The organism is Exiguobacterium sp. s163 (assembly GCF_018617135.1).
GTDB lineage: Bacteria > Bacillota > Bacilli > Exiguobacteriales > Exiguobacteriaceae > Exiguobacterium > Exiguobacterium profundum.
In genome coordinates this window covers 864,102-890,790 of record NZ_JACSJN010000001.1, presented here as the reverse complement: position 1 = coordinate 890,790, position 26,689 = coordinate 864,102, and the positions used below count along the sequence as shown (strand labels likewise).

Annotated in this window: 26 protein-coding genes; 22 read left to right on the top strand and 4 right to left on the bottom strand. The window is 50.0% G+C overall.

Features of this window, described 5'->3' with window-relative positions; all coding sequences use genetic code 11:
- Position 1: 1 nt before the first annotated feature.
- The 3 genes from KNO71_RS04585 to KNO71_RS04575 are packed head-to-tail and all read right to left on the bottom strand — an operon-like array spanning position 2 to position 3,588.
- Positions 2 to 1,693 (bottom strand): DUF2334 domain-containing protein, encoded by a 1,692-nt coding sequence (locus tag KNO71_RS04585; RefSeq protein ID WP_214687475.1) that lies wholly within the window; start codon positions 1,691 to 1,693, stop codon positions 2 to 4.
- A complete protein-coding gene (locus KNO71_RS04580; protein WP_078147571.1) occupies positions 1,683 to 2,540 on the bottom strand; it encodes a GGDEF domain-containing protein in 858 nt (285 codons plus the stop codon). Before KNO71_RS04580 ends, KNO71_RS04585 begins: the two co-directional genes overlap by 11 nt.
- On the bottom strand, positions 2,521 to 3,588 hold the full coding sequence (locus KNO71_RS04575) for a hypothetical protein (RefSeq protein WP_214687473.1): 1,068 nt from the start codon (positions 3,586 to 3,588) through the stop codon (positions 2,521 to 2,523). The genes KNO71_RS04580 and KNO71_RS04575 overlap by 20 nt, the downstream gene beginning before the upstream one ends.
- A 499-nt stretch (positions 3,589 to 4,087) precedes the next feature.
- On the opposite strand from KNO71_RS04575, the gene KNO71_RS04570 reads away from it, so the two are divergent.
- The 21 genes from KNO71_RS04570 to KNO71_RS04470 all read left to right on the top strand — a co-directional run bounded on the left by KNO71_RS04570 (position 4,088) and on the right by KNO71_RS04470 (position 24,905).
- Positions 4,088 to 4,846 carry a YveK family protein gene (locus KNO71_RS04570; RefSeq protein ID WP_214687471.1) on the top strand — a complete coding sequence of 253 codons (759 nt, stop codon included), beginning with the start codon at positions 4,088 to 4,090 and terminating at the stop codon, positions 4,844 to 4,846.
- A complete protein-coding gene (locus KNO71_RS04565; protein WP_214687469.1) occupies positions 4,812 to 5,510 on the top strand; it encodes a CpsD/CapB family tyrosine-protein kinase in 699 nt (232 codons plus the stop codon). The genes KNO71_RS04570 and KNO71_RS04565 overlap by 35 nt, the downstream gene beginning before the upstream one ends.
- A 10-nt stretch (positions 5,511 to 5,520) precedes the next feature.
- Positions 5,521 to 6,735, top strand: coding sequence for a glycosyltransferase (locus KNO71_RS04560; RefSeq protein ID WP_214687467.1), 1,215 nt, complete (start codon positions 5,521 to 5,523; stop codon positions 6,733 to 6,735).
- A complete protein-coding gene (locus KNO71_RS04555; protein WP_214687465.1) occupies positions 6,732 to 7,658 on the top strand; it encodes a glycosyltransferase family 2 protein in 927 nt (308 codons plus the stop codon). Before KNO71_RS04560 ends, KNO71_RS04555 begins: the two co-directional genes overlap by 4 nt.
- Before the next feature lie 15 nt (positions 7,659 to 7,673).
- On the top strand, positions 7,674 to 8,720 hold the full coding sequence (locus KNO71_RS04550; RefSeq protein ID WP_214687463.1) for an EpsG family protein: 1,047 nt from the start codon (positions 7,674 to 7,676) through the stop codon (positions 8,718 to 8,720).
- An 18-nt stretch (positions 8,721 to 8,738) separates the two neighbouring features.
- A complete protein-coding gene (locus KNO71_RS04545; RefSeq protein ID WP_214685935.1) occupies positions 8,739 to 10,301 on the top strand; it encodes an oligosaccharide flippase family protein in 1,563 nt (520 codons plus the stop codon).
- A gap of 11 nt (positions 10,302 to 10,312) precedes the next feature.
- Positions 10,313 to 11,464 (top strand): non-hydrolyzing UDP-N-acetylglucosamine 2-epimerase, encoded by a 1,152-nt coding sequence (gene wecB, locus KNO71_RS04540; protein ID WP_214687461.1) that lies wholly within the window; start codon positions 10,313 to 10,315, stop codon positions 11,462 to 11,464.
- A gap of 3 nt (positions 11,465 to 11,467) precedes the next feature.
- Positions 11,468 to 12,106, top strand: coding sequence for a sugar transferase (locus tag KNO71_RS04535; RefSeq protein ID WP_078147562.1), 639 nt, complete (start codon positions 11,468 to 11,470; stop codon positions 12,104 to 12,106).
- 106 nt (positions 12,107 to 12,212) lie between these two features.
- Positions 12,213 to 13,256 carry a polysaccharide biosynthesis protein gene (locus KNO71_RS04530; protein WP_078147561.1) on the top strand — a complete coding sequence of 348 codons (1,044 nt, stop codon included), beginning with the start codon at positions 12,213 to 12,215 and terminating at the stop codon, positions 13,254 to 13,256.
- A gap of 5 nt (positions 13,257 to 13,261) precedes the next feature.
- Positions 13,262 to 14,497, top strand: a complete 1,236-nt coding sequence (locus KNO71_RS04525) for a glycosyltransferase family 4 protein (RefSeq protein ID WP_251031930.1) — start codon at positions 13,262 to 13,264, stop codon at positions 14,495 to 14,497.
- A complete protein-coding gene (locus KNO71_RS04520) occupies positions 14,406 to 15,662 on the top strand; it encodes an ATP-grasp domain-containing protein (RefSeq protein WP_251025508.1) in 1,257 nt (418 codons plus the stop codon). The genes KNO71_RS04525 and KNO71_RS04520 overlap by 92 nt, the downstream gene beginning before the upstream one ends.
- The gene (locus KNO71_RS04515) at positions 15,626 to 16,738 is read left to right on the top strand and encodes a polysaccharide biosynthesis C-terminal domain-containing protein (RefSeq protein ID WP_214687458.1); all 1,113 of its coding nucleotides are present in this window, start codon (positions 15,626 to 15,628) and stop codon (positions 16,736 to 16,738) included. Before KNO71_RS04520 ends, KNO71_RS04515 begins: the two co-directional genes overlap by 37 nt.
- Before the next feature lie 14 nt (positions 16,739 to 16,752).
- A complete protein-coding gene (locus tag KNO71_RS04510) occupies positions 16,753 to 17,730 on the top strand; it encodes a glycosyltransferase family 2 protein (RefSeq protein WP_214687456.1) in 978 nt (325 codons plus the stop codon).
- Positions 17,731 to 17,756: 26 nt separating this feature from the next.
- Complete coding sequence (locus KNO71_RS04505; protein WP_214687454.1) at positions 17,757 to 18,878, top strand: DegT/DnrJ/EryC1/StrS family aminotransferase; 1,122 nt, start codon at positions 17,757 to 17,759, stop codon at positions 18,876 to 18,878.
- Positions 18,875 to 19,846 carry a glucose-1-phosphate thymidylyltransferase RfbA gene (rfbA, locus tag KNO71_RS04500; RefSeq protein WP_214687452.1) on the top strand — a complete coding sequence of 324 codons (972 nt, stop codon included), beginning with the start codon at positions 18,875 to 18,877 and terminating at the stop codon, positions 19,844 to 19,846. Before KNO71_RS04505 ends, rfbA begins: the two co-directional genes overlap by 4 nt.
- Entirely contained in the window at positions 19,752 to 20,804 is a 1,053-nt protein-coding gene (gene rfbB, locus KNO71_RS04495; protein WP_214687450.1) for a dTDP-glucose 4,6-dehydratase, read from the top strand. The genes rfbA and rfbB overlap by 95 nt, the downstream gene beginning before the upstream one ends.
- 42 nt (positions 20,805 to 20,846) lie before the next feature.
- A complete protein-coding gene (locus tag KNO71_RS04490; protein ID WP_214687448.1) occupies positions 20,847 to 21,827 on the top strand; it encodes a glycosyltransferase in 981 nt (326 codons plus the stop codon).
- A 14-nt stretch (positions 21,828 to 21,841) separates the two neighbouring features.
- Entirely contained in the window at positions 21,842 to 22,540 is a 699-nt protein-coding gene (locus tag KNO71_RS04485) for a WbqC family protein (protein ID WP_214687445.1), read from the top strand.
- Positions 22,541 to 22,579: 39 nt separating this feature from the next.
- Positions 22,580 to 23,554 carry a glycoside hydrolase family protein gene (locus tag KNO71_RS04480; RefSeq protein WP_078147552.1) on the top strand — a complete coding sequence of 325 codons (975 nt, stop codon included), beginning with the start codon at positions 22,580 to 22,582 and terminating at the stop codon, positions 23,552 to 23,554.
- Positions 23,551 to 24,489 (top strand): glycoside hydrolase family protein, encoded by a 939-nt coding sequence (locus KNO71_RS04475; RefSeq protein WP_214687443.1) that lies wholly within the window; start codon positions 23,551 to 23,553, stop codon positions 24,487 to 24,489. Before KNO71_RS04480 ends, KNO71_RS04475 begins: the two co-directional genes overlap by 4 nt.
- Entirely contained in the window at positions 24,489 to 24,905 is a 417-nt protein-coding gene (locus KNO71_RS04470; protein WP_214687441.1) for a GNAT family N-acetyltransferase, read from the top strand. The genes KNO71_RS04475 and KNO71_RS04470 overlap by 1 nt, the downstream gene beginning before the upstream one ends.
- A gap of 145 nt (positions 24,906 to 25,050) precedes the next feature.
- On the opposite strand, the gene KNO71_RS04465 is transcribed toward KNO71_RS04470, so the two are convergent.
- Positions 25,051 to 25,311: a hypothetical protein gene (locus KNO71_RS04465; protein WP_214687439.1), complete on the bottom strand. Its 261-nt coding sequence runs from the start codon at positions 25,309 to 25,311 to the stop codon at positions 25,051 to 25,053.
- 104 nt (positions 25,312 to 25,415) lie between these two features.
- Between KNO71_RS04465 and KNO71_RS04460 the strand changes: the two genes are divergently transcribed.
- Complete coding sequence (locus KNO71_RS04460; RefSeq protein WP_214687437.1) at positions 25,416 to 26,657, top strand: UDP-glucose dehydrogenase family protein; 1,242 nt, start codon at positions 25,416 to 25,418, stop codon at positions 26,655 to 26,657.
- Positions 26,658 to 26,689: the final 32 nt, after the last annotated feature.

Here is a 26,689-nt window from a genome sequence, read left to right as displayed (position 1 = left end):
ATTAACCACGCTCCTTAAATAGTCGTTTTTTACGTTGCGTGCGAAGATAGAGGGTATAGGTCAAAAACATCAGAACGGCAGTGAATGTGATGATCACCAGAGCCCATAGTGATTTTTCAAGAAACGAGTTTGGCATGTTCAACTCTAACTGACTCCATAGAGGAGAACGATTGTCTTGAAGTGATATCGTTCCATTTGAGGCTTGAATTGACACATCCTCTGTACGAACCCACTCATCTTGATCACGTAAATCTAACCACTGGAAGCCAGGTGTAGATTCCATCATATCTACAAGATCAGCCAAATGTTCCATGCCGATATATGGGTGATAGAATCCTCCAATCATTGATTCTCGAACGATCAGTAATTCATCGCGAGCCCGACGCATTTCTTCAACTGGCCGTGGTAAGTCGGTTCTGACATATCCGATAGTTTCAGGGTACAACGTCATCCCATGTAATAAAGAAGGTTTTGATACGTAAGGGGTTGTCCCCATAACTTCCCATTCCGTATTGCTCCATTGAATTTGACCGAATACGTTTGAAAAATAAGTTGCCGTTAGCTGATATCCTGAATGCGACATCGTATAATGCGGTGCTTCAAAGGCTAGCGGATGAAGCCCTAAAGAAACTAGCTCGTGAACAGATTTCGTTAATTTTGATTGAATGTAGGATGCCTCTCCTTCTAAAACATCACGTAAATAGGTGTTGTAGTCCTTTGTATTACTGAAAGTTTCTTCTGGTTTTAAAATAATTGACTGCTCATCTGAAGGGGTGAGAACGGGTTGATTGTTCTCAACATCCCAGAATTCAAAACCTTCACCAGTTTCAGAGGAACGATATTGGTGAGTGTATCCATGGGCGATGACCGAGGCTCCACGCTTTTCAAGGTTCTTTATCACATTCAGTAATTTGGGACGATCATTGAAGTGAATGGCTTGCCCACTATCTGGATCTACATATACCGGAATGACTGCTAATAGAACTGGGATGTTACGATCAAGTAAGTAGTTCCCGGTTTTTTCGAGTAATTTTGGATCCGTGCTTGGGTTAACATCTTCTAGACGTATATACCCGAGGTGTTCTGGTTTTGCTTCTTCTTTAAAAAAGTCGTACAAACTATCGGCGAAGAGTAAAGAAGAACGATTTAATAAGTTATAAATACCAGAATAAAAATGCTCGTTGAGTTGGATGATTGTCGGGTACTCTTTGTCTTTTTGTGCAATACGTGCATGTACATTCTTCATTTGATGATTTACAGAGAAAACCGTATCCGCTAACGCGAATGTCAAACTTGTATTAGTCCGTTCTTGATAAAACTTTGAAACACCTTGTATGCGAGTGACGTCAATTTTTTCGAATGCTCTGAGTTGATTTGCATTAAACCCAATTCCATAAAGGGCAGCATTCGACTCATTGATTAGTTTACGAGTAGACGCTGGAATCGTTGCAGCATTTAAACCAAAGTAGAAAAGATGACTCGTTTTTTTAAAAGAAGTTTCTGTCACTTCTGTATCTCGAAGAATGTGAATGTCTTCAGAAAAACGAGAGACCAGTGCATCAAGTTTATAAATTTCAGGAGGTACATCGTTTGAGGTTGAACTATAAACAATCGTGACGTTTGGACTGTTTGCGAGTGCAACATGCGGAAAACCAATCAACGCGAACAGGAGGATGAGCACTTTATAGCGCATAACTTTTCAACTCATTTCTCATTAAACCGAGAACATCATCCGGGGATTGAATGCTTGCCTCTTTTGTAACAGTGTAGTGAGCAATATGATTTGTGAAAGAGACCGTTTTACCGTTCTTGATCACATAATCTCCAATCATATGTTTAAATCGATTTAATATAACCTGCATGTTTTCTTCAGAAGCATAGGGCAAAATTAGTGCGAATTCTTCGGTAGACAGTCTGAATTTTTTATCTGTTGTTCGAGTTGATTGATGTAAACGTTCGCTAAAGAACTTTAAGAAACGAGTGGACTCATCGGCTCCATATAGTTTTCTGAATTCAGTGAAGTGGTCAATTTGGTATAGGAGGACGGTAAACGATTCATCGTGACGGTTCGTTCGATCAATTTCTAACTGAAGTTCAAGTTCGAATCGATCTTTATTATCCAGTCCTGTCTCATCATCGATGGCGACAAGACGTCTTATTTTTTCTTGTAATACAAGATTGTTTTGAACCAATTGCTTGACTCGTTCATAAATACTGCCACTTAAAATAACAAGACCAATTAACCAAAGACCGAAATAGAAGAGCGTTGCCTCTGAAAAAAGGAAAGATTGGTCTTCAGGTCTAAAAAACATATTCCAAAAATATAGACTTCCAAACACGAATAGGATGAACAATGCAGAAAATAAACCAGCACGGATACCTGCAAATAAACTTATAAAAACGGCCGATGCGAGTAGCAGAATTCCTTCAGTCTGTACATTTCCTAGATCAGGAGTGTAAGTAAATAATATAGCGACAGCAATCAATAACATACCGACTTGTAAACTGATGAGACTTGTTTTACGGAATGACGTATCCATCTAAAAGTCCTCCTTCTGCTAATAAAGGTAATAAATTATCAAATGAATGGGTTTCTTTATTCGATACGTCAATGTATCCACCGTAGTATTCGGATGACGAATCGGAAATCATGAACGTCTTTAAATGTTTCATGATTGTTTCAGCAAACTCCTTCTCGTCACGTTCAAGTAAATAAAAAATAGCTAATGCGTATACGGCCTGCGATTCATAATTGACAGCAGGTTCTTTAGAATCAAGATCGTATCGCCCGTAAACAAGACCTTGATTGAACTGTTCTTTAAAAAAATCATAAAAAACGTCAGTTTCCAGATTGAATTGTTCATATCGAATGGCAACATAAAGTTGGTCAATCATATTGATTTCATCATCGAAGTGATATTTTTGGTCAGATATCGAGTATGACTTGGCGAAAAAAGGTCCTTGTAAAGGTGCCTCTTCAAGGAGTTGTTTGCTATTAAGATACAAATTATTCGAAGAAGGCATATAGCGTAAAGCTGCTTCATCCAAATAACTAAGTGTCAACACATCCCCCGTTTCATTCGTTGTTAAATCCACATAATCAACGGGGAGACCATCTTTCACGCCTTTAGTCGTAAGGGCTGTCGAGATCTTTTCAGCTAACTTTGTGTAAGTAGGTTCATTAAAAACTTCTGCTGCTTTCGATAATGCGTGAATGATGCGCGCGTCATCAATCCAAGCGTTGACCGGACTTGCTGTGATGTCATCCCCTGTTTGTTCAAGGCGCCAACTGACTAAATTGGATTCATCTAAAAAATAGTGTTTAAAAATATCGATTTGATTGGCGAATTCGTCTTCTCGCTTTTGGTCTACTAAAAAGAGTAGATAAAGACCGATGGATTCAGATAAAAATTCATGTTGTCGATCCGAAATATTTGTCCGAATGAGCCCTTCTTTGGTCAATAAATGTTTTCGAACGAATGATTCGGTTGCGAATGTACTTTCATATGACTTCAGAGGTGGAGTTTCATTGGAACATCCACTTAATGTTAAGAATAATGCTGCTGAAAGCAAAACAAGTTGTCGCATAAGTAGCCCCTTTGAAATTAGCATATATACTATTAATGTAAATTACCCATTTTATTGATGGATATATACACTTAAATGAATGAGATAATTTAATATATGTCTTTTTAGGTATTTGAATATTATTTTCATAAAAATATTAATGGTCGATGATTATATTAGATATCGGCAGGTCTTCCGTCAGTTTTAAGTAAGAAAACAAAGAATGAGTACTCATTGGAATTTCGTCCCTTTGACATAGTATTTCATACAAAGAAGATAATTACATCACGTATGTCGTATCAGCGATGAATTTAAAAAGTGAGGGGCTAACCCTCACTTTTTTGTTTTATCTTCATGACTGCAACGTAAAAGAAGAAAGCGGAACGGCATCATGACATGATGTTGCGAAAAAATGATAAATCCTTCTTTTCAATTATCAAGATGAAGGGGGTAAGAAGGTACTACAGTTAACCTGCGCCTGATTTCGGTCATTTAATCTGTCTGTAGGGAGGAAACCAGCATGAAGGAACAAACGACGATCGTGGGCGATCTCGTGGCAGTTCTCAAGAAAAGTAAGAAGTGGATGTTCGTGAGTATGGTTCTCGTCGGACTCCTTTCTTACTACGTGAGCACTTCATTCATCCAGCCGACATATGAGGCGTCCACACAAGTTCTACTCGTTACACAACAAGAGGACAACCGCGTAGACAGTTCGGAAGTGTTATCCTCGCTTTCACTTGTCAATACGTATCGCGTCATCATGAAGAGTCCGGCTGTTCTTGAGAAAGTAAAAGAACAAGTGCCGAACGCACCAGACCCGCTCTCAGATGCGCTCACCGTAGAAAGTGAAGAGGAATCGCAAGTCATCAATGTGTTCGTCACCGCGAACGATCCGGTCGTGGCAGCGGAAACGGCCAATGTGATCAGTGAAGTGTTCGTTTCTGAAATCCCGGATTTGATGAACATCGACAACGTTCGAATTTTATCTCCAGCCGAAATTCCGGAAGCTCCTGTCTCACCGAACGTGCTGCTCAACACGGCAATCGGTCTATTCGCCGGATTCTTGTTAGGTGGATTCATCGGTCTATTACGCCACGTCTTTGATAAACGCATCCGGAACGAGCAAGAAGCGGAACGGTTGTTGGACTTGCCGGTCATTGGATCGATTCCGACAGTCGAACGCCGGGATTTGAAAACGAAAAATATGAAAGAAGCGACACCCCAAGTGAAAGGAGACGTTTCGCATGTTCGGTCGAAAAAAGAACGCCAATCGTCTTGATTATAAAAAACGGGATCTCGTCACGTTGGCGAATCCGAAGTCACCGATTTCTGAACAATATCGGACGATTCGGACCAATTTGGAATTCATGTCCGTCGGTCATACATTACAGATGATCACCATCACATCCGCCTCGTCTGGGGAAGGGAAGTCGACCACGGCGGCGAACCTAGGGGTCGTCTATGCGCAACTCGGAAAAAATGTCGTCATCCTCGATTGTGATATGCGCAAACCGACGGCACACCAAGCGTTCCAGTTGTCAGCCCATGAGGGACTATCTACCGTATTGGCCGGTCGGGTCACACTCGAACATGCCCTCCAACAAACGGATATCCCGCGCTTGACCTTGCTTGCGGCCGGTCCAATCCCACCGAATCCGACCGAGTTGATCGCCTCGTCATACATGACGGACCTTCTCAGTGATTTGCGTGAGCAGTTTGATATCGTGATCATCGATACCCCTCCGATGATGGACGTCGCCGATGCTCGACTGTTGGCCAACGTATCCGACGGGACGATTCTCGTGATCGGCTGCGAGAACTCAGATCGTCAGCTTGTCCTGAAGGCGAAAGAACAACTTGAACGGACCGGGTCACAACTTCTCGGACTCGTGCTCAACAAGCGTTCTTCTCGTAATACGAACACCTACTACGCATACGAGTGAGGTGTCGGACATGAATATTCTTCACATCAATGCCATCAACGAAGTGAAAAGCACCGGTCGGATGTGTAAAGAGCTCGCATCCGTTCATGCCTCTTATGGACACCACGTCCGAATCGCCCATGCGACCGGACCAGTGACCGAGAAAAGTGTGGTGGTTGGTCAGGCGTGGGAAACGAAACGGCATGCCCTCCATGCCCGCGTGACGGGGCGTCAAGGTTATACGTCCAAACGGTCGACCGCTGACTTAATCGCCTTCATGGACAGCTTTCGGCCGGACGTGGTTCACCTTCATAATCTTCACGCCAATTACCTTCATCTTCAGACGTTGTTTGAGTATTTGGCGAAGCAGGACATTGCCACCGTCATGACGCTTCACGACTGCTGGCTATTCACCGGGAAATGTACGCACTACACGGCAGTCGGGTGTGAGCGTTGGAAGGACGGATGTGGACGATGCCCGCTCTTAAAAGAAGACATCCCGAGCTGGTTTTTAGACCGGACCGGCGAGATGTTGGCGGACAAGCGTAAATGGTACGACGCCATTCCACGCTTGGCAATAGTGGGAGTGTCGGATTGGATCACGATGGAAGCCCACTTCTCGATTCTGCAACACGCCTCCATCATTCGCCGCATCCACAACTGGGTCGATTTGGAGACGTTCATGCCGAAAGAGCCAGATCTACTTCGAGCACGTCTCGGGTTGACGGGACAGCACATTCTTCTCGGCGTGGCGAGCCATTGGACCGAGGCGAAAGGATTGTCTGCCTTCCAGGAGTTGGCCAAGGCCAGACCGTCCGACCAAATCGTCTTAGTCGGACAGATACCAGAACAACATGACCTGCCGGCGAATGTGCTTCACATTCAAGAGACGCATGACCCGAGCGAATTGGCTTCGTACTATGCCGCGGCAGACGTCTTGTTGAACCTGTCAGAGGAAGAGTCATTTGGAAACGTGACGGCAGAGGCACTCGCCTGTGGCACGCCAGTCCTCGTCCTCGATTCCACGGCCAGTCCGGAACTCGTGACCGAACGGACCGGCGTCGTCGTCGCCACACGATCGGTCAACGATGTGATGGACGGACTCGATCGTCTCCATCACGCCTCGATCTCACGAATCGTTTGTGCGAACGAAGCGCGTCAACGGTTCGACTTGTTCGACCGGGCACAAGATTACCTGCACGTGTACGAGGAGCTGCAAACCGAGAAAGTGAGGAACGCTTTATGACACCACTCGTATCCATCATCATCCCTGTCTATAACGGGAGCGATTATTTACGAACATGTATCGACAGCGCCTTGGCCCAGACGCATCCTTCGATTGAAGTGATCGTCGTCAACGACGGTTCGACTGATGACGGGAAAACGGCGGCGATTGCGACAAGTTACGGTAAGCGAATTCGCTACGTGGAAAAGGAGAATGGGGGCGTCTCGAGTGCGTTGAATCGTGGGATTGAAGAGATGAGCGGAGACTATTTCTCTTGGCTCAGCCACGATGACGTGTATGCGCCGACAAAGATCGAACGACAGCTCGCCGTATTGCGCGAGCAACATCTCCCGATGAACCAGACTATCGTCGTCACAGGGACGGCGTTCATTGACGAAAAGGGGGAGGCAATCCGACGGGTGCAACGGAAAGTGAGCGGATTCTATTCGAGTCAGGACATGTTCCGTCACTTATTGTTGTCGTCGACTTTGAACGGATGCGCGCTTTTGATTCCGCGACGAGCGTTCGAACATCGGCGTTTTTCGTTAGAGGACCGCTTCATTCAAGACTGGATCTGCTGGGTCGAGTTGGCGCTCGATGGGTTCGACTTTTACGTGATGCGTGAGCCGCTCGTCTATTCACGGATTCACGGCGAGCAACAGACGAAAAAAATCGCACATCGAGCCACGATGGAATCGAATCGCTATCTGAAGCGGTTACTCCAGGACGTCGAGGTGCGTGATAACGGAGAGAAATTGACCACTATCATTCTGAAGCACACGTTCAAAGAAAATGCGGCGGACGTACGGGAACAGTACTTAACGACACATGATGTGACTCGTTACTTTGGACCGCTGGAATATCAGTGGCTCCGATGGAACGGCATCTTGTTTTCAAACCTGCTGTCTCTATATCGGGGGATGACGAACCTGATCTATCGGTAGAAAGGAGGGATGGAGATGACGATCTATTTAGTCAATATGGCGCTGTTGGTCGGTTGGGCACTGCTCTTGATGCGTCATGACATTCCGAGTCGACGCGGTTGGTTCGTCTCATTTGCCACGATTCAATGGATTGTCTTGTCCGGTCTTCGAGATATCTCGGTCGGAGACGATACAGCCCAATATAAGGCGCTCTTCCTTCAATCTCAAGCCCTACCGCTTCATGCGTTCACGGATCGCTTCTTTCAAATTCTATTCACGGAAAGTGAGGATCCGGGGTATTACTTGTTCCAGCGTCTTTTGCAATACGTGATCACGGACTATCAAGTGTATCTCGTAATCGTGGCGATGATTTTCATGATTCCGCTCGGCTATTTCATTTACAAATATTCAAGCGAGGCACTCATCAGCTTTCTTCTCTTCTCGGTCTTGTTTTACGAATTTTTCGCCGTCACGGGACTACGTCAAACGATCGCGACGGCACTCGTCGTGCTCGTCGGTTATCACTTCGTCCGTGCTCGTAAACTCGGGTGGTTCCTCCTCATCGTATTTGTAGCCATGACCATTCATAAGTCGGCGCTCATCTTCCTCCCGTTCTACTTTTTAGCGAACAAGCAACTGACCAAGGCGTATGTGATGACGATGTTTGGGGTCATCGTCGGATTGTTCGTCTTCCGGAATCCATTCTTCGACCTGCTCGTCCAAGTGTCTGGTTACGATACGTACAGCGCCATGGACGGCGCCGGGGCGGTCAACTTCAGCATCATGCTGATCACGGTCCTCATCGTTGCGCTATGGCGACGAGACGTTATCTTACAGCATAATCCATCTGCCATCCATTTCTTCAACGCATTGTTACTTGCCGCCTGTCTCTTACCGCTGACGTTCTTGAACCCGTCCATGATGCGGCTCGTCCAGTACTTTTCACTTTTCCTGCTGTTGATGATTCCGGAGATTGTCGGCACGTTCGAGCGGCGGGAACGACTCGTCGTCTATTACTCGGCGGTCATGTTGCTCGGTCTCTTGTTCATTCGCGAAGCGCCGGTGTATTCGTTCTTTTGGTAACACGAGGAGGTGAAGCATATGTCGACACGCATGACGCTAGACGAGGCAGCCAGTAATCGTAAAATCAAGATCGGGGCGGTCATGTCCTACACGCAGATCTTTTTCGGCATCTTATCTGGTCTCATCTATACGCCGTGGATGATTCATGAGATCGGGCAGGCGAGTTACGGGTTGTATATGCTGACCATCTCGCTCATCAGTATGTTTGCGATGGACTTCGGGCTCGATGCGGCCGTCTCACGATTCATGAGCAAGTATATGGCGGAGGGGGACCACGAGCGGGCAGGACGATTTTTAGGCATCGCCTATAAACTGTTCATCGCCATCTCGCTCGTCCTCTTCCTCATCCTCACCGTCGTCTACTTCTTCTTGGACTCGATTTACTCGAGTTTGACGGCGACCGAGCTCGAACAGTTGAAAGTCCTCTATGTGATCGCGGGACTGTTCATCGTCGTCTCGTTCCCGACGAAGCCATTCTCTGGCATTCTCGTATCCCATGAACAATTCCTCTTCTCGAGTGCCCTGCATCTCGCTGAGAAGGTCGGGACGGTCGCTTTGATGGTCACCGCGCTTCTTCTCGGCTATGGGTTGTATGCCCTCGTCATCGTCAATGCGTTGGTCGGCACCATCGTCTTACTCATCGAGTACGTCTTCATTCGGCGCAAGACTCTCGTCCGTGCCAACTTTCAGAATCGAGAGAAGGGGATTTATCGGGACATCTTTAGCTTCACGTCCTGGAGCACGATCACGCTCGTCGCCCAACGCTTCGTGTTGAACATCACCCCGAGCCTACTGGGGATTCTAGCAGGCAGTGCCTCGATCGCCCTCTTTTCCGTCGGGATGGTCATCGAAGGGTATGTCTGGACCATCGCTGCCTCGCTCGGTTACTTATTCCTTCCGAAGGTCAGTCGGATGTTGTCCCGAAACGATCGTGAGGCCATCGGGTACCTCTTCGTCCGCATCGGCCGGATTCAACTGTATATCGTCGGACTCATCCTCGCCTCGTTTTTCATCCTCGGTCGCGAGTTCATGCACCTATGGGTCGGACCAGACTTCACCGACTCCTACGTCATCGCCCTTCTCTTGATTGCACCGAGTGTGATCACGTTGACGCAAGACATCGGCAATACGACACTCATTGCCGAGAACAAAGTGAAGTATCGGGCGTTCGCTGCCCTCATCGTGGCCGCCATCAGTATGACACTCTCACCACTGTTGATTCCACACTTTGGTCCGATCGGTGCGGCCATCGCCATTTGTATCGGCAACATCGTCGGACTCGTCTTCTATATGAACGTGATTTACCATCGGGTCCTCGGTCTCGACATCCTCGACTTTTTCCGCAAGTGCCATCTGAAGCTCTTGCCCGGTATTCTCCTGTACACGCTCATCGGCTGGGGGATCCAGTTCTTCTTCCCGTCCTCGAATTGGTTCGGCTTCGGGGTGAAGGGAATCGTGCTCATCAGTATTTACGCCGTAATCATGTGGGGACTCGCATTTGATGAGACGGAGAAAACCATGTTCCGCCAAGTGTTCGCTCAATTGAAACTACGCATCCTATCCATTCACCACACATCCTAGGAGGGAACAAGATGAAACGACTCAAGGTTATGACGATTGTTGGGACCAGACCCGAAATCATTCGATTGTCCGCCGTGATGGCACGTCTCGAAGCCTCCGAGGCAATCGATCATGTGCTCGTTCATACGGGACAAAACTATGACTATGAATTGAATCAGATTTTCTTTGAAGACTTCGGACTCCGGACACCGGATTATGTGTTAGACGCCTCGGCGGATGGTCCGATGGCGACGATTGGGAATATCCTCATCACCATCGATCCCGTGCTCGCATCTGTTCGTCCGGACGCGGTCTTGTTACTCGGGGACACGAACAGCTGTCTCGCAGCCATCGCCGCAAAACGCCACCACATCCCCATCTTTCACATGGAGGCGGGGAATCGTTGTTTTGACGAACGGGTCCCGGAGGAAACGAATCGTCGCATCGTCGACCATATCGCCGACATCAACCTGACCTATAGCGATATCGCACGCGAGTATCTACTTCGTGAAGGGTTACCGGCGGACCGCATCATCAAGACGGGGAGCCCGATGTACGAGGTACTCCACCGTCAACGGGATAAGATCGAGCGGTCAGACGTGCTCGAGCAGCTCGACTTGGAGCGAGATGCCTATTTCGTCGTATCGGCCCATCGCGATGAAAACATCAGTGATGACGAGAACTTCTTCGATCTCGTCGACACGCTCAATGCGGTCGCGACCACGTACCAGCTTCCACTCATCGTCAGCACCCACCCCCGGACGGCAAAACGTATTCGTGAGAGCGGGGTGCGTCTCCATCCGAACATTCGTACCCTCAAACCGCTCGGCTTCAGTGACTACGTCCACCTGCAACTCCATGCGAAGGCCGTGTTGTCGGACAGCGGCACGATTAGTGAAGAGAGTTCGATTCTTGGAATCAAAGGATTGAATATCCGCCAAGCGCATGAACGTCCGGAGGCGATGGAGGAAGGGGCGGCGATGATGGTCGGATTGAAGCGGGAGCGAGTGCTGCAGGCGCTTCGAATCTTAGAAGAGACGGATGGCTCGATGCGACTCGTGAGCGATTACGCCATGCCGAACGTCTCTGATAAGGTGCTGCGCATCTTGTTGTCCTACACGGACTATGTGATGCGAGAGGTGTGGAAACAGCACACGGTGTCGACCGAGAAGAAAGAGGTGTGAGCCATGGACTATATGACGTTCAAACGAATCTTCGACGGGACGCTCAGCGGAGTGGCGCTCCTTCTTCTCGCACCGTTCCTGCTCCTCATCGCCCTCTTGATCAAAATCGATTCGCCGGGTCCCGTTTTCTTCAAACAAAAGCGCATCGGGTTACGGGAGACACGCTTTTGGATGTATAAGTTCCGGACGATGCATCAGGACACCCCGAACGATGTCCCGACACATCTGTTTAACGACTCCACGAAACACATCACGCGCGTCGGGGCGTTTCTTCGCAAGACGAGTCTCGATGAATTGCCACAGCTCGTCAACATTTTAAAAGGCGAGATGGCCATCGTCGGACCGAGACCCGCACTGTGGAATCAAGATGACTTGGTCGAGGCCCGTCGACAAGTGGGCGCGACAGAAGCGCTACCGGGGCTGACCGGGTGGGCACAGGTGAAGGGTCGAGATGAGCTTCCGATTGAGGTGAAGGCGAAACTTGACGGGGAGTACGTGCGCCAGATGAGCTTTTGGTTCGACCTGCGCTGTATCGCCTTGACCGTTCGGAACGTCTTGCTCCGGGACGGAATCGTGGAAGGGGCGCCCCAACCGAGCCCGTCGTCTGAAGAAAAGAAGATGATGCATGTTGCGAAAAAATGATAACGGTTTCCATTAAGTTACCAATTTAAGTGAGACCAACCGGGTAAATGATGACATACCGCTCTTCCTACATCTGAGACTAGACATCTACGAAAGGAGCCTTCTTATGTTTTCCAACAAAACATTGCTCATCACGGGTGGGACGGGATCGTTCGGCAACGCCGTGATGGAGCGATTCCTCGATACGAACATCAAAGAGATTCGCATCTTTTCACGGGATGAGAAGAAACAAGAAGACATTCGCAATCGCTATCATCATGACAAGTTAAAATTCTACATTGGTGATGTAAGGGACCCGAACAGCATCAAAAATGCCATGTATGGCGTCGATTACGTCTTCCATGCGGCGGCACTGAAACAAGTTCCCTCATGTGAGTTTTTCCCGATTGAAGCGGTGAAGACGAATATTCTCGGTACGGAAAACGTCTTGAATGCCGCCGTCGAAGCGGGGGTGGAGAAGGTCATCTGTCTCTCGACGGATAAGGCGGCCTACCCAATCAATGCGATGGGAATCTCCAAAGCGATGATGGAAAAAGTCTTCGTCGCCAAGGCCCGTGCGGTCGGACCAGACCGGACGCTCATCTGCGGGACCCGTTACGGGAACGTGATGGCCTCGCGTGGGTCGGTCATCCCATTATTCGTTGAACAAATTAAAAAAGGGGAGCCGCTCACCGTGACCGATCCGCTCATGACACGTTTTTTGATGAGCCTGGCCGATGCGGTCGAGCTCGTCGTCTTCGCATTCCATCATGCGCATGCCGGTGACATCATGGTCCAAAAATCACCGGCCTCGACGATCGGTGTACTCGCGGAAGCCGTGAAACAACTGTTCGGGGTCGATCTTCCCATCAAAGTCATCGGGACCCGCCACGGCGAGAAAGCGTTCGAGACGTTGATGACCCGAGAAGAGAAAGTCGTCTCCGAGGACATGGGGGGATTCTTCCGCGTCCCGGCCGACAATCGAGACTTGAACTACGAGAAGTACTTCAGTGAAGGCAGCCAGGAGCTGACGGCTCAAGGTGAGTACAACTCGAACAATACGAGACAGCTCGATGTGGAAGAAGTGAAGGAACTCTTGTTGACGTTACCTTACATCCAGGAAGAACTCGCGAAATGGACGATTCCTGCTTCCGCAAAACGAATCGGGTGAGTGTGATGACCAGACAACGACTCGTCTTCTTATCCAATATCGCTTCCCCGTATCAAGTGAAATTTGCTGATGTGCTTCATGAGCATATGGATACCGAGTTTTGGTTTTATAAACAAATCACCAATCAGCGACCTGACTGGTGGGTCATCCCACTCGGTAAACGCTGTCGCGTCTTGAAAGGCTCCTATTTCTCGAAAAAGACGAACTATCTGTCGCTCGACGTCTTTCTCCAACTCATCCGATTTCGACCGCATATCTTGCTACTGGGTGGTTTTACCCCGTTCCATGCCCTGCTCTTACAGATCGTCAAACTGTTCGGGGTGCGCGTCGTCGTCATGAGCGAGCCGATTCGAAACGTACGGGGCGAGACGAGCGGAGAATCGACGTTATTGACAAGCGAGAACGGCTTGCACAAGGCGACACGGATTCATCATTTGTTCCAGCGGGCTGATTTGATTTTTGGAATGGGAAACGTCGCATGCAATCAATTTATCAAGGAACTCGGTTTTCCTTCTGCGAAAGTCGTTTCGGTCCCTTATCCAATCGATATCGAGACGCACATGTTGCACCCGTTACGTCAGAAAGGACCGAACGATCCGATTCATCTGTTGTTTGCCAATCGCTTAATTGAACGTTATCAACCGCTCGTCGCCTTAGAAGCGTATCGAATCTTGAAAGAAGAATATCCGAACCTTTCCATGTCGCTCAATCGCGACGGACATCTCGCGGATGCATGTCGTCGATATATCGAGGATGAGCAATTGACGGACGTCACGTTCCTTGACGAAATCGAGTCGTGGAACGGGTTGAATCTCGTTTACCGAAGTTCAGATATTCTCGTGTTGCCGGCGACCTATTCGAACGGAAATCTCAGCATCATTGAAGCCTGCGCGTCCGGGATGGGTATCGTCGTCAGCCATGACGTTAACAACGTCGCGCGTCATCTTCACGAAGGAATCAACTGTTACAAATGCGAACCGACCGTGGCATCACTCGTGACCGAACTGAAACACTATCTCGACCATCCCGAACGATTGACAGCCCACGGACAGCAATCGAAAGAGCTCGTGACACCGCGACTGAACGCCAACACGGCTGCCATCTACGTCGACTTACTCCAACCACTCTATCGCAAAGGAGATTCTCACCATGCTGAAGCTGCTGTTGCTCGGGGGAGCGATGCATCAAGTTCCCATCATCCAAAAAGCGAAACAACAAGGGATATTCACCGTTCTCTGTGACTATCTACCGGATAATCCGGGTCGCCTCGTGGCCGACCGTTATTACTGTACGAGCACCCTTGATCGGGAGGCGGTCCTCGCCATCGCGAGAGAGGAAGGCATCGATGGGATTGTCGCCTATGCCTCCGATCCGGCGGCACGAACGGCCGCCTATGTCGGGGAGGCACTCGGATTGGCGACGAACTCGCTTGAAACGGTCGAAACGTTGACGAATAAAGCGAAGTTTCGAACATTCCTACAGCGATATGACTTTGCCGTCCCGGAAGCCTTTGCGTTCACCGAACTGGAAACGGCGATCGACACGTTACGGGAGCGAGCAGGTGAATATATCATCAAACCGGCCGACGCCTCTGGGAGTAAAGGAATCAGCAAGTGGAGTCGGGGGCACGGGATTGAGCAGCTTCGTCGCCATCTCCAAGTGGCATTTACGATGTCATTCAATCAGGAAGTGGTCGTGGAGGAGTTTATCACGCGAGATGGCTATCAAATAGGTGGTGATGGATTTGTCGTCGACGGGGAGTTGGTGTTTCGTTGTTTCGGAAACGGACACTTCAATGTGAACGGAGTCAACCCGTTCGCCCCAATCAGTGCGAGTTTCCCGAGTGTACATCCGCCTCACGTGCTTGAGCGAGTCCATCAGACGTTGCAACGCATGTTGACTGAAGTCGGCTTCAAGCAAGGCGCGTTCAACTTTGACATCTTCGTCAAAGGAGAAGACGTCTATCTGATGGATATCGGTCCACGGAACGGAGGGAATTACATCCCACAAATCATCGAACAAGCGACAGGCGTCGACTTGGTCCAAGCGACGATTGATGTCGCACTCGGGATGCCGGTGACGCTCGAGATGAAACCAGTGACCGTGCCGTCCTCCTATTTCATCATCGGCAGTCAAGAAACGGGGCGATTCATGGGCGTCCATTTCGATGAGGACGCATATACGATTCGACAAGCGAACATCTATTACAACGTCGGAGATGTGGTCCCGCGCTTCGAAGGGGCAAATCAAGCACTCGGTAGTTTGATTCTGGAGTTTGAAGACGTCGAGACGATGCTTCGACTCGTCGAACATCCCGGGCGATGGCTGACCTTACACATCAAGTCAACCGAAGAAACGGAGGGAGAATCATGGACATCGTCGTCACCGGTGCGAACGGTTTTTTAGGCAGACACCTCGTTCACGCCTTGGAGCGGGCTGGGCATCTCGTCCTCCCGATCACCCGTTCGACCTCATTCATGGAACGAAGCAGCTATCTGCGTCGAGCGGACGCCGTCTATCATGTGGCCGGAGTGAACCGTCCCGAACGAGTCGAAGAATTCACGACGGGAAACGTCGACTTGACCGAGGCGATCGCCACCGAATTGCTGTCCTATAATCCGGTCCCCGTCTTTTTTGCCTCGTCGATTCAAGCGACTCAAGACAATCCTTACGGAAACAGTAAACGAGAAGCGGAGGACATTTTGCGGCTGTACGGTCAACGGAGCGGGGCACCGGTTCACATATATCGGCTCCCGAACCTGTTCGGCAAATGGGGGAGACCTTTTTATAACAGTGCGGTTACGACGTTTTGTTATCAGATTGCACGAGGAGAGGACGTCACGGTCACGCATCCCAATCATGTGTTGACGCTCGCCCATGTCGATGACGTCGTCGCCTCGTTTGTAGGGGCGCTGCATAAAACAGAAAGCACCAATCCAGATGTCCCGACACACCAGATCACATTATTCGACCTTGCCCGAATGATTGAATCGTTCGAAGCGGTCCGAATGGCTAGAGGGGTACCGGATGTATCGGATCCTTTTACGAAAAAGCTGTACAGCACGTACTTAAGTTACTTGCCGAAAGAACGGATGGTCACGCCTCTCTTGATGCATCAAGACGTGAGGGGATCGTTCACAGAACTGTTCAAGACGCCTGACCGTGGTCAAGTCTCCGTCAACGTGGCCAAACCCGGAATCACAAAAGGGGAGCACTGGCATGAGTCGAAACATGAACAATTCATCGTCGTCAGCGGTGAAGGCGTGATTCGGCTCCGGTTGATGGACCAAGATCAAATCATCTCGTTCCATGTTAGTGAAGAACAGCTTGAAGTCATCGAGATTCCGCCAGGTTACGTCCATCATATCGAAAACACGGGCGTGAAAGATTTAGTGACGGTGATGTGGGTGAACGAGCCGTTCGACGCGAGTCAACCGGACACCTATCGAGCCACTGTCGCACAAGACGCGGAAGTCTCATAAAGGAGGGATTCATCATGGTCATGGTGAGCATCAACTGCATCACATACAATCACGAGAAGTACATCGCTCAGGCGATTGAAGGCTTTTTGTCACAGCGCACGAACTTCGAGGTCGAGATTCTGATCCATGATGACGCCTCGACGGATCGGACGGCAGACATCATCCGGGAATACGTTCAGAAATATCCTGAAAAATTCAATGTCATCTATCAGACGGAGAATCAATATTCAAAAGGTGTATTCATCGGTCGAATGAACGAGGAGCGGGCACGCGGCAAATACATCGCAACATGTGACGGGGACGATTATTGGACGGACCCTTACAAATTGCAAAAACAAGTCGACTATATGGAAGCCCATCCGGACTGTACGCTTTGTTTCCACGATGCGTACGTCGAGACAGGTGGGAAGCTCCACACGAATTGGCACGTCATTCCATGGATGCCGGAAAATCGAAAGCTCGCTTCATCCGTGCCCCGGACGTATGATGCCGGAGAATTACAGTTACTCGGGTTCGTTCCGACGATGTCCATGTTGTATGTGAACGATTTCCGTGACGCCCCGCGATGGCTCGAGGAGACGCCGGCGCGAGATGCATCGATTCGCTTGTATATCACGAGCAGGGGATACGCCTACTACATGCCGGAAGTGATGAGTGTCTATCGCTACGAAGTCGAAGGGTCGGCGACGACCATTTGGAACGAGGGGAATGTCGAACGTGACGTGAAGCGACATGAGGAGTTCATTCGTTTCATCAACTTATTTGATGCCTATACCGATGGGAAATACCATCAGGAGCTGGAGTTGTCCCGGATTTCCTTTGAAGTGGGGCTCCACCGATTGAAGGGGGAGTATGATGCGTTACGTTCTACTCGATATGACGCGTATCTCGATCGATTCGTCGGAATCGATCGAATCCGACCTTACTTGATGATCAAGCAGCCACATTTAACGGAGTGGCTGATTAAAATACGAAATCGGGCATTCGCTTGAACGAAAGGAAAAGGGGTGATTTCACCATGAGTGGTTCAAATATAGAAACAGATGCCGTCATTCCCGTCACGCGACCGAGTATGCCGGACTTTGATACGTATGTCGAGATGATTCGTCCCCTTTGGGAATCGCGTCACTTGAGCAACCGTGGCGAGCATGTGCGGGCATTAGAAGAAGAGTTAGAGCAGCGTCTCCACGTCCCGCACGTCTCCTTATTGACGAACGGTCATCTAGCCCTTGAGACGGCGATTGACGTGCTCGGGTTGACGGGTGAGGTCATCACGACGCCGTTCACGTTCGCCTCGACGACGCATGCGCTCATCCGAAAACAGATTACCCCTGTCTTTTGTGACATCAACCCCGTCGACTACACGATTGACGTCAACAAAATCGAGGCGTTGATCACGGAACGGACTACGGCCATCCTACCCGTTCATGTGTATGGGAACGTATGTGACGTGGAGGCAATCGAACAACTCGCAAAACGCCATAGGCTTCATGTCCTCTACGATGCGGCGCACGCGTTCGGTGTCCGGCACGACGGGCGCGACGTCTCGACGTTCGGCGACCTGACAATGTTTAGCTTTCATGCGACAAAAGTGTTTCACACGATTGAGGGTGGCGCGCTCACGTTCCGGGATGCCCGTTACGTCGAAGCGATTCATCAAGCCGTCAACTTTGGGATCACCGGACCAGAATCCGTCGAATCGGTCGGGGGCAACGCCAAGATGAACGAGTTTCAGGCGGCGATGGGACGGTGCAACCTCCCACGGATCGATGCCGACATTGAAAAGCGGAAACGTCAGGTCGAGCGATACGACACCCGTTTGGGGGATGCTTCATTTCTTCGCTTAAATCTCCGGAATGAACGGACCGAGTCCAACTATGCGTACTATCCGGTTCTCGTCACGAAAGGGAGAGCGGCACGCGATGACATGATGGCATACCTAGCGCAGCATGGGATTCTCGCCCGGAAGTATTTTTATCCGCTCGCGACTGATTTTTCCTGCTACGCATTCGACGCATCCGTACCGAACGCCACGTACGTCTCGGATCGGGTGATCACGTTACCTCTCTATCCGGACATGACAATGGAGATGGTCGACCGCATTTGTGACGTAATCCTTAAAGGAGGGAATGAACGATGAAAGGAATCATTCTAGCGGGTGGGAACGGGACGCGTCTCTACCCGATGACGAAAGCAGTCTCGAAACAGCTATTGCCGATCTACGACAAGCCCCTCATCTATTATCCGATGTCGGTGTTGATGCTCGCCGGTATCAAGGAGATTTTGTTGATCTCGACCCCGAAAGACATTGCAGGGTATGAGCGACTGTTCGGTGACGGGCATCAACTTGGAATCTCGATTACGTACCAAGTACAAGAGCGTCCGGTCGGTCTCGCGGATGCCTTCATTCTAGGAGAATCGTTCATCGGGGACGACTCCGTTTGCCTCATTTTAGGGGATAACGTCTTTTATGGGCCGAACTTGACTCGCTTTTTACAGGATGCGAAAGAGCGGCAATCAGGCGCGACGGTGTTCGGGTATCCGGTCAAGGACCCGCGGGCATTCGGTGTCGTCGAGTTCGATGCGAATCGACGCGTCTTGTCCATCGAAGAGAAGCCGGCGGTCCCAAAATCCAATTATGCGGTACCGGGGCTCTACTTTTATGACAATCAAGTCGTCGAGTTCGCGAAACAAGTGAAGCCGTCCCCACGCGGTGAGCTTGAGATCACGTCAATCAATCAAATGTATTTGGAACGAGGCGAGTTGAACGTCGTCTTGTTCGGTCGGGGGATGGCATGGCTCGATACCGGGACGCCGGAGGGGATGATCAAAGCCTCCATCTTCGTACAGACGGTGCAGGAACGACAAGGCTATTACATCGCTTGTTTGGAGGAGATTGCGTGGCGTCGTGGGTTCATCACGCGAGAGCAATTGGCCGACATCGGTCAGACGCTCAAGATGACCGATTACGGACAGTATTTGATATCGCTTCTAGAGGAGGGAGAACAGACCAATGCATACGATCCTAGTGACTGGCGGAGCCGGGTTCATCGGTTCAAATTTCATAAAACACTTTCGGGACAAACATCCAACGTCACGCATCCTTAACGTCGACGTGTTGACCTATGCCGGCAATTTAGAGAACGTCCAAGCGTTCGAGCACGACCCGCTCTATGTGTTTCGGAAAGTAGACATCCGCGACCGTCCGGCGATTGATGAACTATTCTCTCTCTTTGAGATTGACGAAGTCGTGCATTTTGCGGCGGAATCACATGTCGACCGAAGTATCCTTGAGCCGGAGTTGTTCCTCTCGACAAATATCCTGGGCACACAAGTGTTGCTCGACGCGGCCATGCGACATTGGAAACGGGATCCGGACGATAAATACAGTAGAGAATACCGAGATGACGTCTGTTTCGTCCATGTTTCGACGGATGAGGTGTACGGGTCGCTCGGGGAGACGGGATTCTTTACTGAAGAGACGCCACTCGCCCCGAACAGCCCTTATTCCGCCTCGAAGGCCGGGTCCGATTTGCTCGTTCGTTCCTATCATGAGACGTACGGCTTACCGATTAAGATCACCCGTTGTAGCAACAATTACGGTCCGTACCAATTCCCCGAGAAACTGATTCCGCTCATGGCGCACCATTGTATGACCGATCAACTTCTCCCGGTATATGGGGACGGAGGACATATCCGAGATTGGTTACATGTGCAGGACCACTGTGAAGCGATCAATCTCGTCCGACAAAAGGGGCGAGTCGGAGAAGTCTATAACATCGGTGGACATAACGAGAAGACGAACCTGGAACTCGTCCGAACGATTTTACGAGCGTTTGACTTGCCTGATGAGCGCATTCAATTCGTGACGGATCGCCCTGGCCATGACCGTCGTTATGCCATTGACGCAACGAAAATGAAAGACGAACTCGGGTGGGTGCCACGCTACAGTTTTGAACAAGGGATTGAAGAGACGATCGAATGGTACCGGTCACATCCCGAATGGGTCGAGCGCATCGTTTCGGGAGCGTATAAAACTTACTATCAAGACATCTATTCTTCCTAAATCTGAGTCGTTCTATCATCCCGGGGAAAGGAGGGAATCGACATGGTGATGGTCAGCATCGACTGCATCACGTATAACCACGAACCGTACATTGCCAAAACGATTGAAGGATTCTTGATGCAGGAAACGGATTTTGAATTCGAGATCCTGATTCATGAGGATGCCTCAACGGATCGGACGGCGGATATCGTGCGCGAATATGAAGAACAGCATCCGGACCGGATTCGGGTCATCTATCAAACGGAAAACCAATATTCTCAAGGGGTCATGGTGAATCTGTTGAACGAAGAGAGGGCGCGTGGCAAGTACATCGCCCTTTGTGACGGGGATGACTATTGGACCGACCCGCAAAAGTTGCAGAAACAAGTCGACTATATGGAAGCCCATCCGGACTGTACGCTCTGTTTTCATGATGCGTATGTCGAAACGGACGACACACTCCATACCGGATGGCGCGTCATCCCGTGGATGCCTGAAAACAGAAAGTATGCCTCGACGGAGCCGCGGACCTATCATGCCGGGGAGTTACAGCTACTCGGCTTCATTCCGACGATGTCCATGCTGTACCGGAATGGACTGACAGACGATCTGTTAGATTGGATTGGCGATACACCCGCATTTGATGGCGCGCTAAAATTGCACGTCGCAAGCCAAGGTTACGCCTACTACATGCCTGAGGTGATGAGCGTATACCGATTCGGTGTGTCCGGGTCGGTCACCACCAAGTGGCGTCAACGAAACAGGGAGCGTGATATTGAGCGGATGGAGGCATTCATCCGAATGATGGATGCGTTCGATTCCTATACGGATGGCAGATTTCATCAAGAAATCGAAATTTCTCGCTTATCGTTCGAGGTCGGCTTGCATCGGCTCCGACGAGATTTTAAAGCGCTGAAGTCTCCCCGATATGACCAATATGTGGAGCGTTTCGTCGGGAGAGAGCGGCTACGTCCCTACTTGATGGTACGACATCCGCACTTGATGGAGTGGTTGATTCGCATGCGCTCGTTCCAGCTCGGCTAAGGGAGGCGGCTCAAATGAAATTAGGAATCATGCAGCCGTACTACTTCCCATACCTCGGTTATATTCAATTGATGAACGCGGTGGACCAGTTCGTCATCTTGGACCATGTGCAATTTGCGAAACGAGGATGGATTCATCGAAACCGTATTTTGGTCGAGGGACACATCAAACCGATCCATCTGAAAATCGATCATATGACACAACATCGTACAATCCATGAGCATGAGCGGATTCTCGATCCGGTTCATGAGAGCTATCAACTGCGCTTATTGCACCATGCGTATCAACGTGCACCAAGTTATGCCGACGTCATGCCGATGGTGGAACGAATCATTAAAAATGAAGAACGCAATGTCGCCACTTATCTAGAAACGTTATTGACGGAAGTGCGTGATTATCTCGAGATGGATACGGAATTATTGGTCGCCTCCTCGCTCGATTACGACAAGTCACTGAAGTGTGAACAACTGGTACTCGAGATTTGTCATCATTTGCGTACCTCGCATTACATCAATGCGATTGGCGGACAGGAACTTTATGACAAACAGCGTTTCGCGGGATCCGGGGTGCCGCTTGATTTTATCCAGATGGATGCGGTGGAATATGCTCAATTTGGACATCCGTTCACACCCAACTTGTCCATCATCGATGTCTTGATGTTCAATTCGAAGACGAAAGTGCGTGAATTGCTCCATGCCTATACGCTCGTCTAATCGGGCGAGACAGAGGACGCAACGATTAGAGGAAAGGGGATGAACACGTTGAACACATCATTTGAATGGACCAATCGACGTCTATTCTTCAGCCCTCAGCGAGACGCATCACTCGACTGGATGGATGCGTTCGCACAAGGACCTTGTGTGTTGGAACGCGATACCTATTTGCGAATCTATTTCAGCTGTCGACCGAAACCAATCGATGGCCGATACGTCAGTCACAGCGGGTATGTGGATGTCGCAAAAGAGGATTTCTCGATTCTTCGGGTGAGTGAACGACCAATATTGGAGCTCGGTGCACGTGGGACGTTCGACGAGTTTGGTGTCTATCCGTTTTCGGCGATTGAGGTCGGGGATGAGGTGCATGCCTATTACGGGGGTTGGACGCGTACGGTGTCCGTTCCATTTAATGTGAATATCGGAAAAGCCATCAGTCGAGACGGTGGACGTACGTTCGAGCGCGTCGGTCCAGGACCGATCCTATCGTATACGCTAGACGAACCTTTCATCTTGAGCGGACCGAAGATTCGGCGATTCCATGACACGTGGGTGTTGTTTTATATCGCCGGACGAGAGTGGATCATGGACGGCGAACGTCCGGAACCGGTGTATAAGATTCGGCTGGCCACGTCGAAGGACGGGGTCACGTGGGTGAAAGCGGGACGCGATTTGATTGAAAGCGTACTTCCAAATGAAGCGCAGGCTAGTCCAGACGTCTTTTATGAGGATGGACGCTATCATATGTTTTTCTGTTACCGCGACGCGACCGATTATCGGAAAAATCCCGAGCGGACGTATCGAATCGGATATGCCTCTTCTCCGGACTTCCTCCATTGGACGCGTGACGATGACGTGATGAAGTTCTCGCGGACAGAATCAGGATTCGATGACGAGATGGTCGCCTACCCCCATACGTTCACGTTGAACGGGAAACGGTATTTACTTTACTTGGGGAATGAAGTCGGACGAGAAGGATTCGGCATCGCGGAGCGCAAGGAGGGAGCGAGATGAAGTGGAAGAAACTCGGACACATCTTCGACCCGGCGCCGTACGGATTTTTCGGGGAGTACTCCTCGTTCGCCCAGTCCCCTCAGGCGCTCGTCTTCGAGGATTTTGTGCGCATCTATTTCTCGACCCGTGAACCGGACGGTGACATGTTCAAAAGCCACGTCCGATACGTGGACATGACACGTGATTTCGACATCATCGACGTGTCCACAGATGAGATCATCCCCCTTGGAAAACGGGGGACGTTCGACGAACACGGGATCTTCCCATTTCACGTCACACGGACGCGTGATGGGCTTTATGGCTATACGAGTGGCTGGAGCCGTCGTGACTCGGTAGCTGTCGAAACGGGGATTGGCCTCTCTGTCAGTCGGGACGAGGGAGAGACGTTCGAACGGCTCGGAGACGGGCCCGTATTATCGGCGAGCATCGAGGAACCGTTTCTCGTCGGCGACCCCTTTGTCGTCACACGGGAACAATACTATATGTATTACATTTACGGGACGACATGGAAAGAGGGGCCGGATGGCGTCCAGGAACGAACGTATAAGATTGCGCTCGCCACGTCAGAAGATGGACAGACGTTCAAGCGTCACGGAAGAATCGTTTCGGATACGATTGCGGACGAGAGTCAGGCGCTTCCGACCGTGTTCGAAGCGGACGGGCGTTACCATATGATTTTCTGTTTTCGGGACACCTTCGGCTTTCGAACCGACCCGTTTCGCGGATATCGATTAGGTTACGCCTATTCGGAAAATCTGTTGGACTGGACGCGGGATGATGCGGCGCTCGGATTCGAGCGAAGTTCCGACGGGTGGGACGCGGACATGGAGTGTTATCCGCATGTCTTCGAGTGGGAGGGGCGGCACTATCTTCTCTATAACGGGAACGAGTTTGGGCGACATGGATTTGGTGTCGCAATTTTGGAGGACGTATGATGACTCGCGACCAAGGGACGGTCTCTGACTATGTGGCGCATCTTGAGGCGTGTGATCACCTGTTCCCGACCAAGCTGTCGGAGCGGGTGGCGCTAGAGCCATACGCTTTGAAGCTCTACGAACGGGCGACGTCATATGAAATTTGGAATGACGGGTGTCTCGTCGGGCTAATCGCAGCATACATGGATACGGACATCGTCTTCATCAGCCATATTTGCGTGTTGCCGGAAGCGCCGTCCGGTAGTGGGCACGCCTTACTGGAAGCGTTATGCGAAGAAGCGATCCAGGCGAACAAACGGAAGATTCACTTGCACGTCGAGGCAACGAACGAACGGGCGATTGCCTTCTACATGCGGCACGGCTTCAGCGAGCTCGACCGAATCGATGATGTGCTCGTCATGGAGAGTATATTATGAAACGCATCTCTCTCGTATTTTAGAATAAGAAAGTTAAATACAAACCGAAGCTGATCCTCGTCCATCGTACGAGGATTTTTTGATGAATGCAGGAAACTGATAAGCTTTATCGAATACGACAAAAAGAAAAAGCGCCTGACCGAGGTCAAACACTTTTCTTGAGCTCTCGTTTCCGGTCGCGTTGTACTTTCCAAATCATCGATCCAACGATGATCAGGATTGGCGCGATGACCCATGGACGGGCTTCGAGAATCGAGACGAGTTCGAAAATGGAGAGCCATCCGCTCACCATGATCAAGACTAGCAAAAAGGTTTTCAGTCCCCCCCGGACCGGAAGCCAAAAATAAACGAACAATGTCACTAAGAAGAAAGCGATTAAGCCCATGCGGTTTGTCCTTTCACCCATCATTTTGACTCATTATAGCAAAGAACATCGAGAGAGTGTTAGAAGCTTCACTTCTTCGGCGTGTTTCGGTACGCTTATAAAAGATGATTGAAGGAGGAACTGATGTGAAATTTGGAATTATTGGTTTAGGATACGTTGGATTGGCTACACTTTGTGGTTTGGCAAAAGCCGGTCATCACGTCATCGGGGTTGAAGCGGACGAAGAGAAGCTACGTCTTCTCATGAGTGGACACCCGCCATTCCATGAACCAGGCATGGCAGAGGTGTTGCAAGAGCACGCCGACCAGATCACCCTGACAAGCCGAATCGCGGATACGGAGCAGGTCGACTATTTGATTCTTGCGGTCGGGACACCGAGCAAGTCTGATGGAAGCTGTGACTTATCTTATATCGAAGCAGTCTTGTCGGAACTGAACACGAAGCATAAAATCGTTATTCGTAGCTCGGTCCCACCCGGCACGACCGATTTACTGAACATCATGTATCCCTCTCATACGTTTGCGATTGTACCTGAATTTTTACAAGAAGGACGCGCGCTCGCAGACGTCATGAAACCACACCGTGTCGTCATCGGGTGTGTAAACTTCGAAGTCGCAGAAGAGTTGGCAGGAATCTACGGACGCCTTGGCGTTCCGCTCATCTGTACAACACCGATCAATGCAGAACTCATCAAATACGCCTCGAACGCCTTTTTGGCCACGAAAATTAGCTTCATGAACGACTTGTCGCGTCTAGCCGATCAAGCTGGCGCTGACATTTCGACGATTGCGGACGGGATGGGACTCGATCCGCGAATTGGGCGTTCGTTCTTGAACGCGGGCATCGGGTACGGAGGTTCGTGCTTCCCGAAAGACATGAACGCACTCCTACACGTCGCGAGTGAAAACGAGATCGACCTACGTGTCATCCGGGCGGCGACAAAAGTGAATGAGACGCAAATCGAGTACGTGCTCTCAAAATTGAACGTTGAACCGAATATGCGCGTGGCTATCCTTGGTTTGGCATTTAAACCAGGAACGGACGATATGCGAGATGCCCCATCAATTCTACTCGCTCACCACATGGTGGCCCGTAACGTGGACGTCATCGGGTATGATCCGATTGCGACGTGGGACTATCCACAAGCGACGACGGTTGAAGAGGCGCTGAAGGGAGCCGATTATGCCATTCTCGTCACAGAATGGGATGAGATTGTGAACTTGGCACCGGATGCTTTCAACGGCATGCGCCAGCGTCGATTGATCGATGCACGAAACGCATGGAAGTTCGCACGCGATCCGGGCGATGTGTCATACGAAGGAATCGGACGGATGCAACGTCCGTCGAACACACCGACTTCAAACTAAAACTGTTCAGGACCGCTCATATAGGCGGTCCT

Coding starts and splice junctions, on each gene's coding strand:
- KNO71_RS04585 (WP_214687475.1), bottom strand. CDS start 1,693: ATGCGCTATAAAGTGCTCATCCTCCTGTTCGCGTTGATTGGTTTTCCG.
- KNO71_RS04580 (WP_078147571.1), bottom strand. CDS start 2,540: ATGGATACGTCATTCCGTAAAACAAGTCTCATCAGTTTACAAGTCGGT.
- KNO71_RS04575 (WP_214687473.1), bottom strand. CDS start 3,588: ATGCGACAACTTGTTTTGCTTTCAGCAGCATTATTCTTAACATTAAGT.
- KNO71_RS04570 (WP_214687471.1), top strand. CDS start 4,088: ATGAAGGAACAAACGACGATCGTGGGCGATCTCGTGGCAGTTCTCAAG.
- KNO71_RS04565 (WP_214687469.1), top strand. CDS start 4,812: ATGTTCGGTCGAAAAAAGAACGCCAATCGTCTTGATTATAAAAAACGG.
- KNO71_RS04560 (WP_214687467.1), top strand. CDS start 5,521: ATGAATATTCTTCACATCAATGCCATCAACGAAGTGAAAAGCACCGGT.
- KNO71_RS04555 (WP_214687465.1), top strand. CDS start 6,732: ATGACACCACTCGTATCCATCATCATCCCTGTCTATAACGGGAGCGAT.
- KNO71_RS04550 (WP_214687463.1), top strand. CDS start 7,674: ATGACGATCTATTTAGTCAATATGGCGCTGTTGGTCGGTTGGGCACTG.
- KNO71_RS04545 (WP_214685935.1), top strand. CDS start 8,739: ATGTCGACACGCATGACGCTAGACGAGGCAGCCAGTAATCGTAAAATC.
- wecB (WP_214687461.1), top strand. CDS start 10,313: ATGAAACGACTCAAGGTTATGACGATTGTTGGGACCAGACCCGAAATC.
- KNO71_RS04535 (WP_078147562.1), top strand. CDS start 11,468: ATGGACTATATGACGTTCAAACGAATCTTCGACGGGACGCTCAGCGGA.
- KNO71_RS04530 (WP_078147561.1), top strand. CDS start 12,213: ATGTTTTCCAACAAAACATTGCTCATCACGGGTGGGACGGGATCGTTC.
- KNO71_RS04525 (WP_251031930.1), top strand. CDS start 13,262: ATGACCAGACAACGACTCGTCTTCTTATCCAATATCGCTTCCCCGTAT.
- KNO71_RS04520 (WP_251025508.1), top strand. CDS start 14,406: ATGCTGAAGCTGCTGTTGCTCGGGGGAGCGATGCATCAAGTTCCCATC.
- KNO71_RS04515 (WP_214687458.1), top strand. CDS start 15,626: ATGGACATCGTCGTCACCGGTGCGAACGGTTTTTTAGGCAGACACCTC.
- KNO71_RS04510 (WP_214687456.1), top strand. CDS start 16,753: ATGGTCATGGTGAGCATCAACTGCATCACATACAATCACGAGAAGTAC.
- KNO71_RS04505 (WP_214687454.1), top strand. CDS start 17,757: ATGAGTGGTTCAAATATAGAAACAGATGCCGTCATTCCCGTCACGCGA.
- rfbA (WP_214687452.1), top strand. CDS start 18,875: ATGAAAGGAATCATTCTAGCGGGTGGGAACGGGACGCGTCTCTACCCG.
- rfbB (WP_214687450.1), top strand. CDS start 19,752: ATGCATACGATCCTAGTGACTGGCGGAGCCGGGTTCATCGGTTCAAAT.
- KNO71_RS04490 (WP_214687448.1), top strand. CDS start 20,847: ATGGTGATGGTCAGCATCGACTGCATCACGTATAACCACGAACCGTAC.
- KNO71_RS04485 (WP_214687445.1), top strand. CDS start 21,842: ATGAAATTAGGAATCATGCAGCCGTACTACTTCCCATACCTCGGTTAT.
- KNO71_RS04480 (WP_078147552.1), top strand. CDS start 22,580: ATGAACACGTTGAACACATCATTTGAATGGACCAATCGACGTCTATTC.
- KNO71_RS04475 (WP_214687443.1), top strand. CDS start 23,551: ATGAAGTGGAAGAAACTCGGACACATCTTCGACCCGGCGCCGTACGGA.
- KNO71_RS04470 (WP_214687441.1), top strand. CDS start 24,489: ATGACTCGCGACCAAGGGACGGTCTCTGACTATGTGGCGCATCTTGAG.
- KNO71_RS04465 (WP_214687439.1), bottom strand. CDS start 25,311: ATGGGTGAAAGGACAAACCGCATGGGCTTAATCGCTTTCTTCTTAGTG.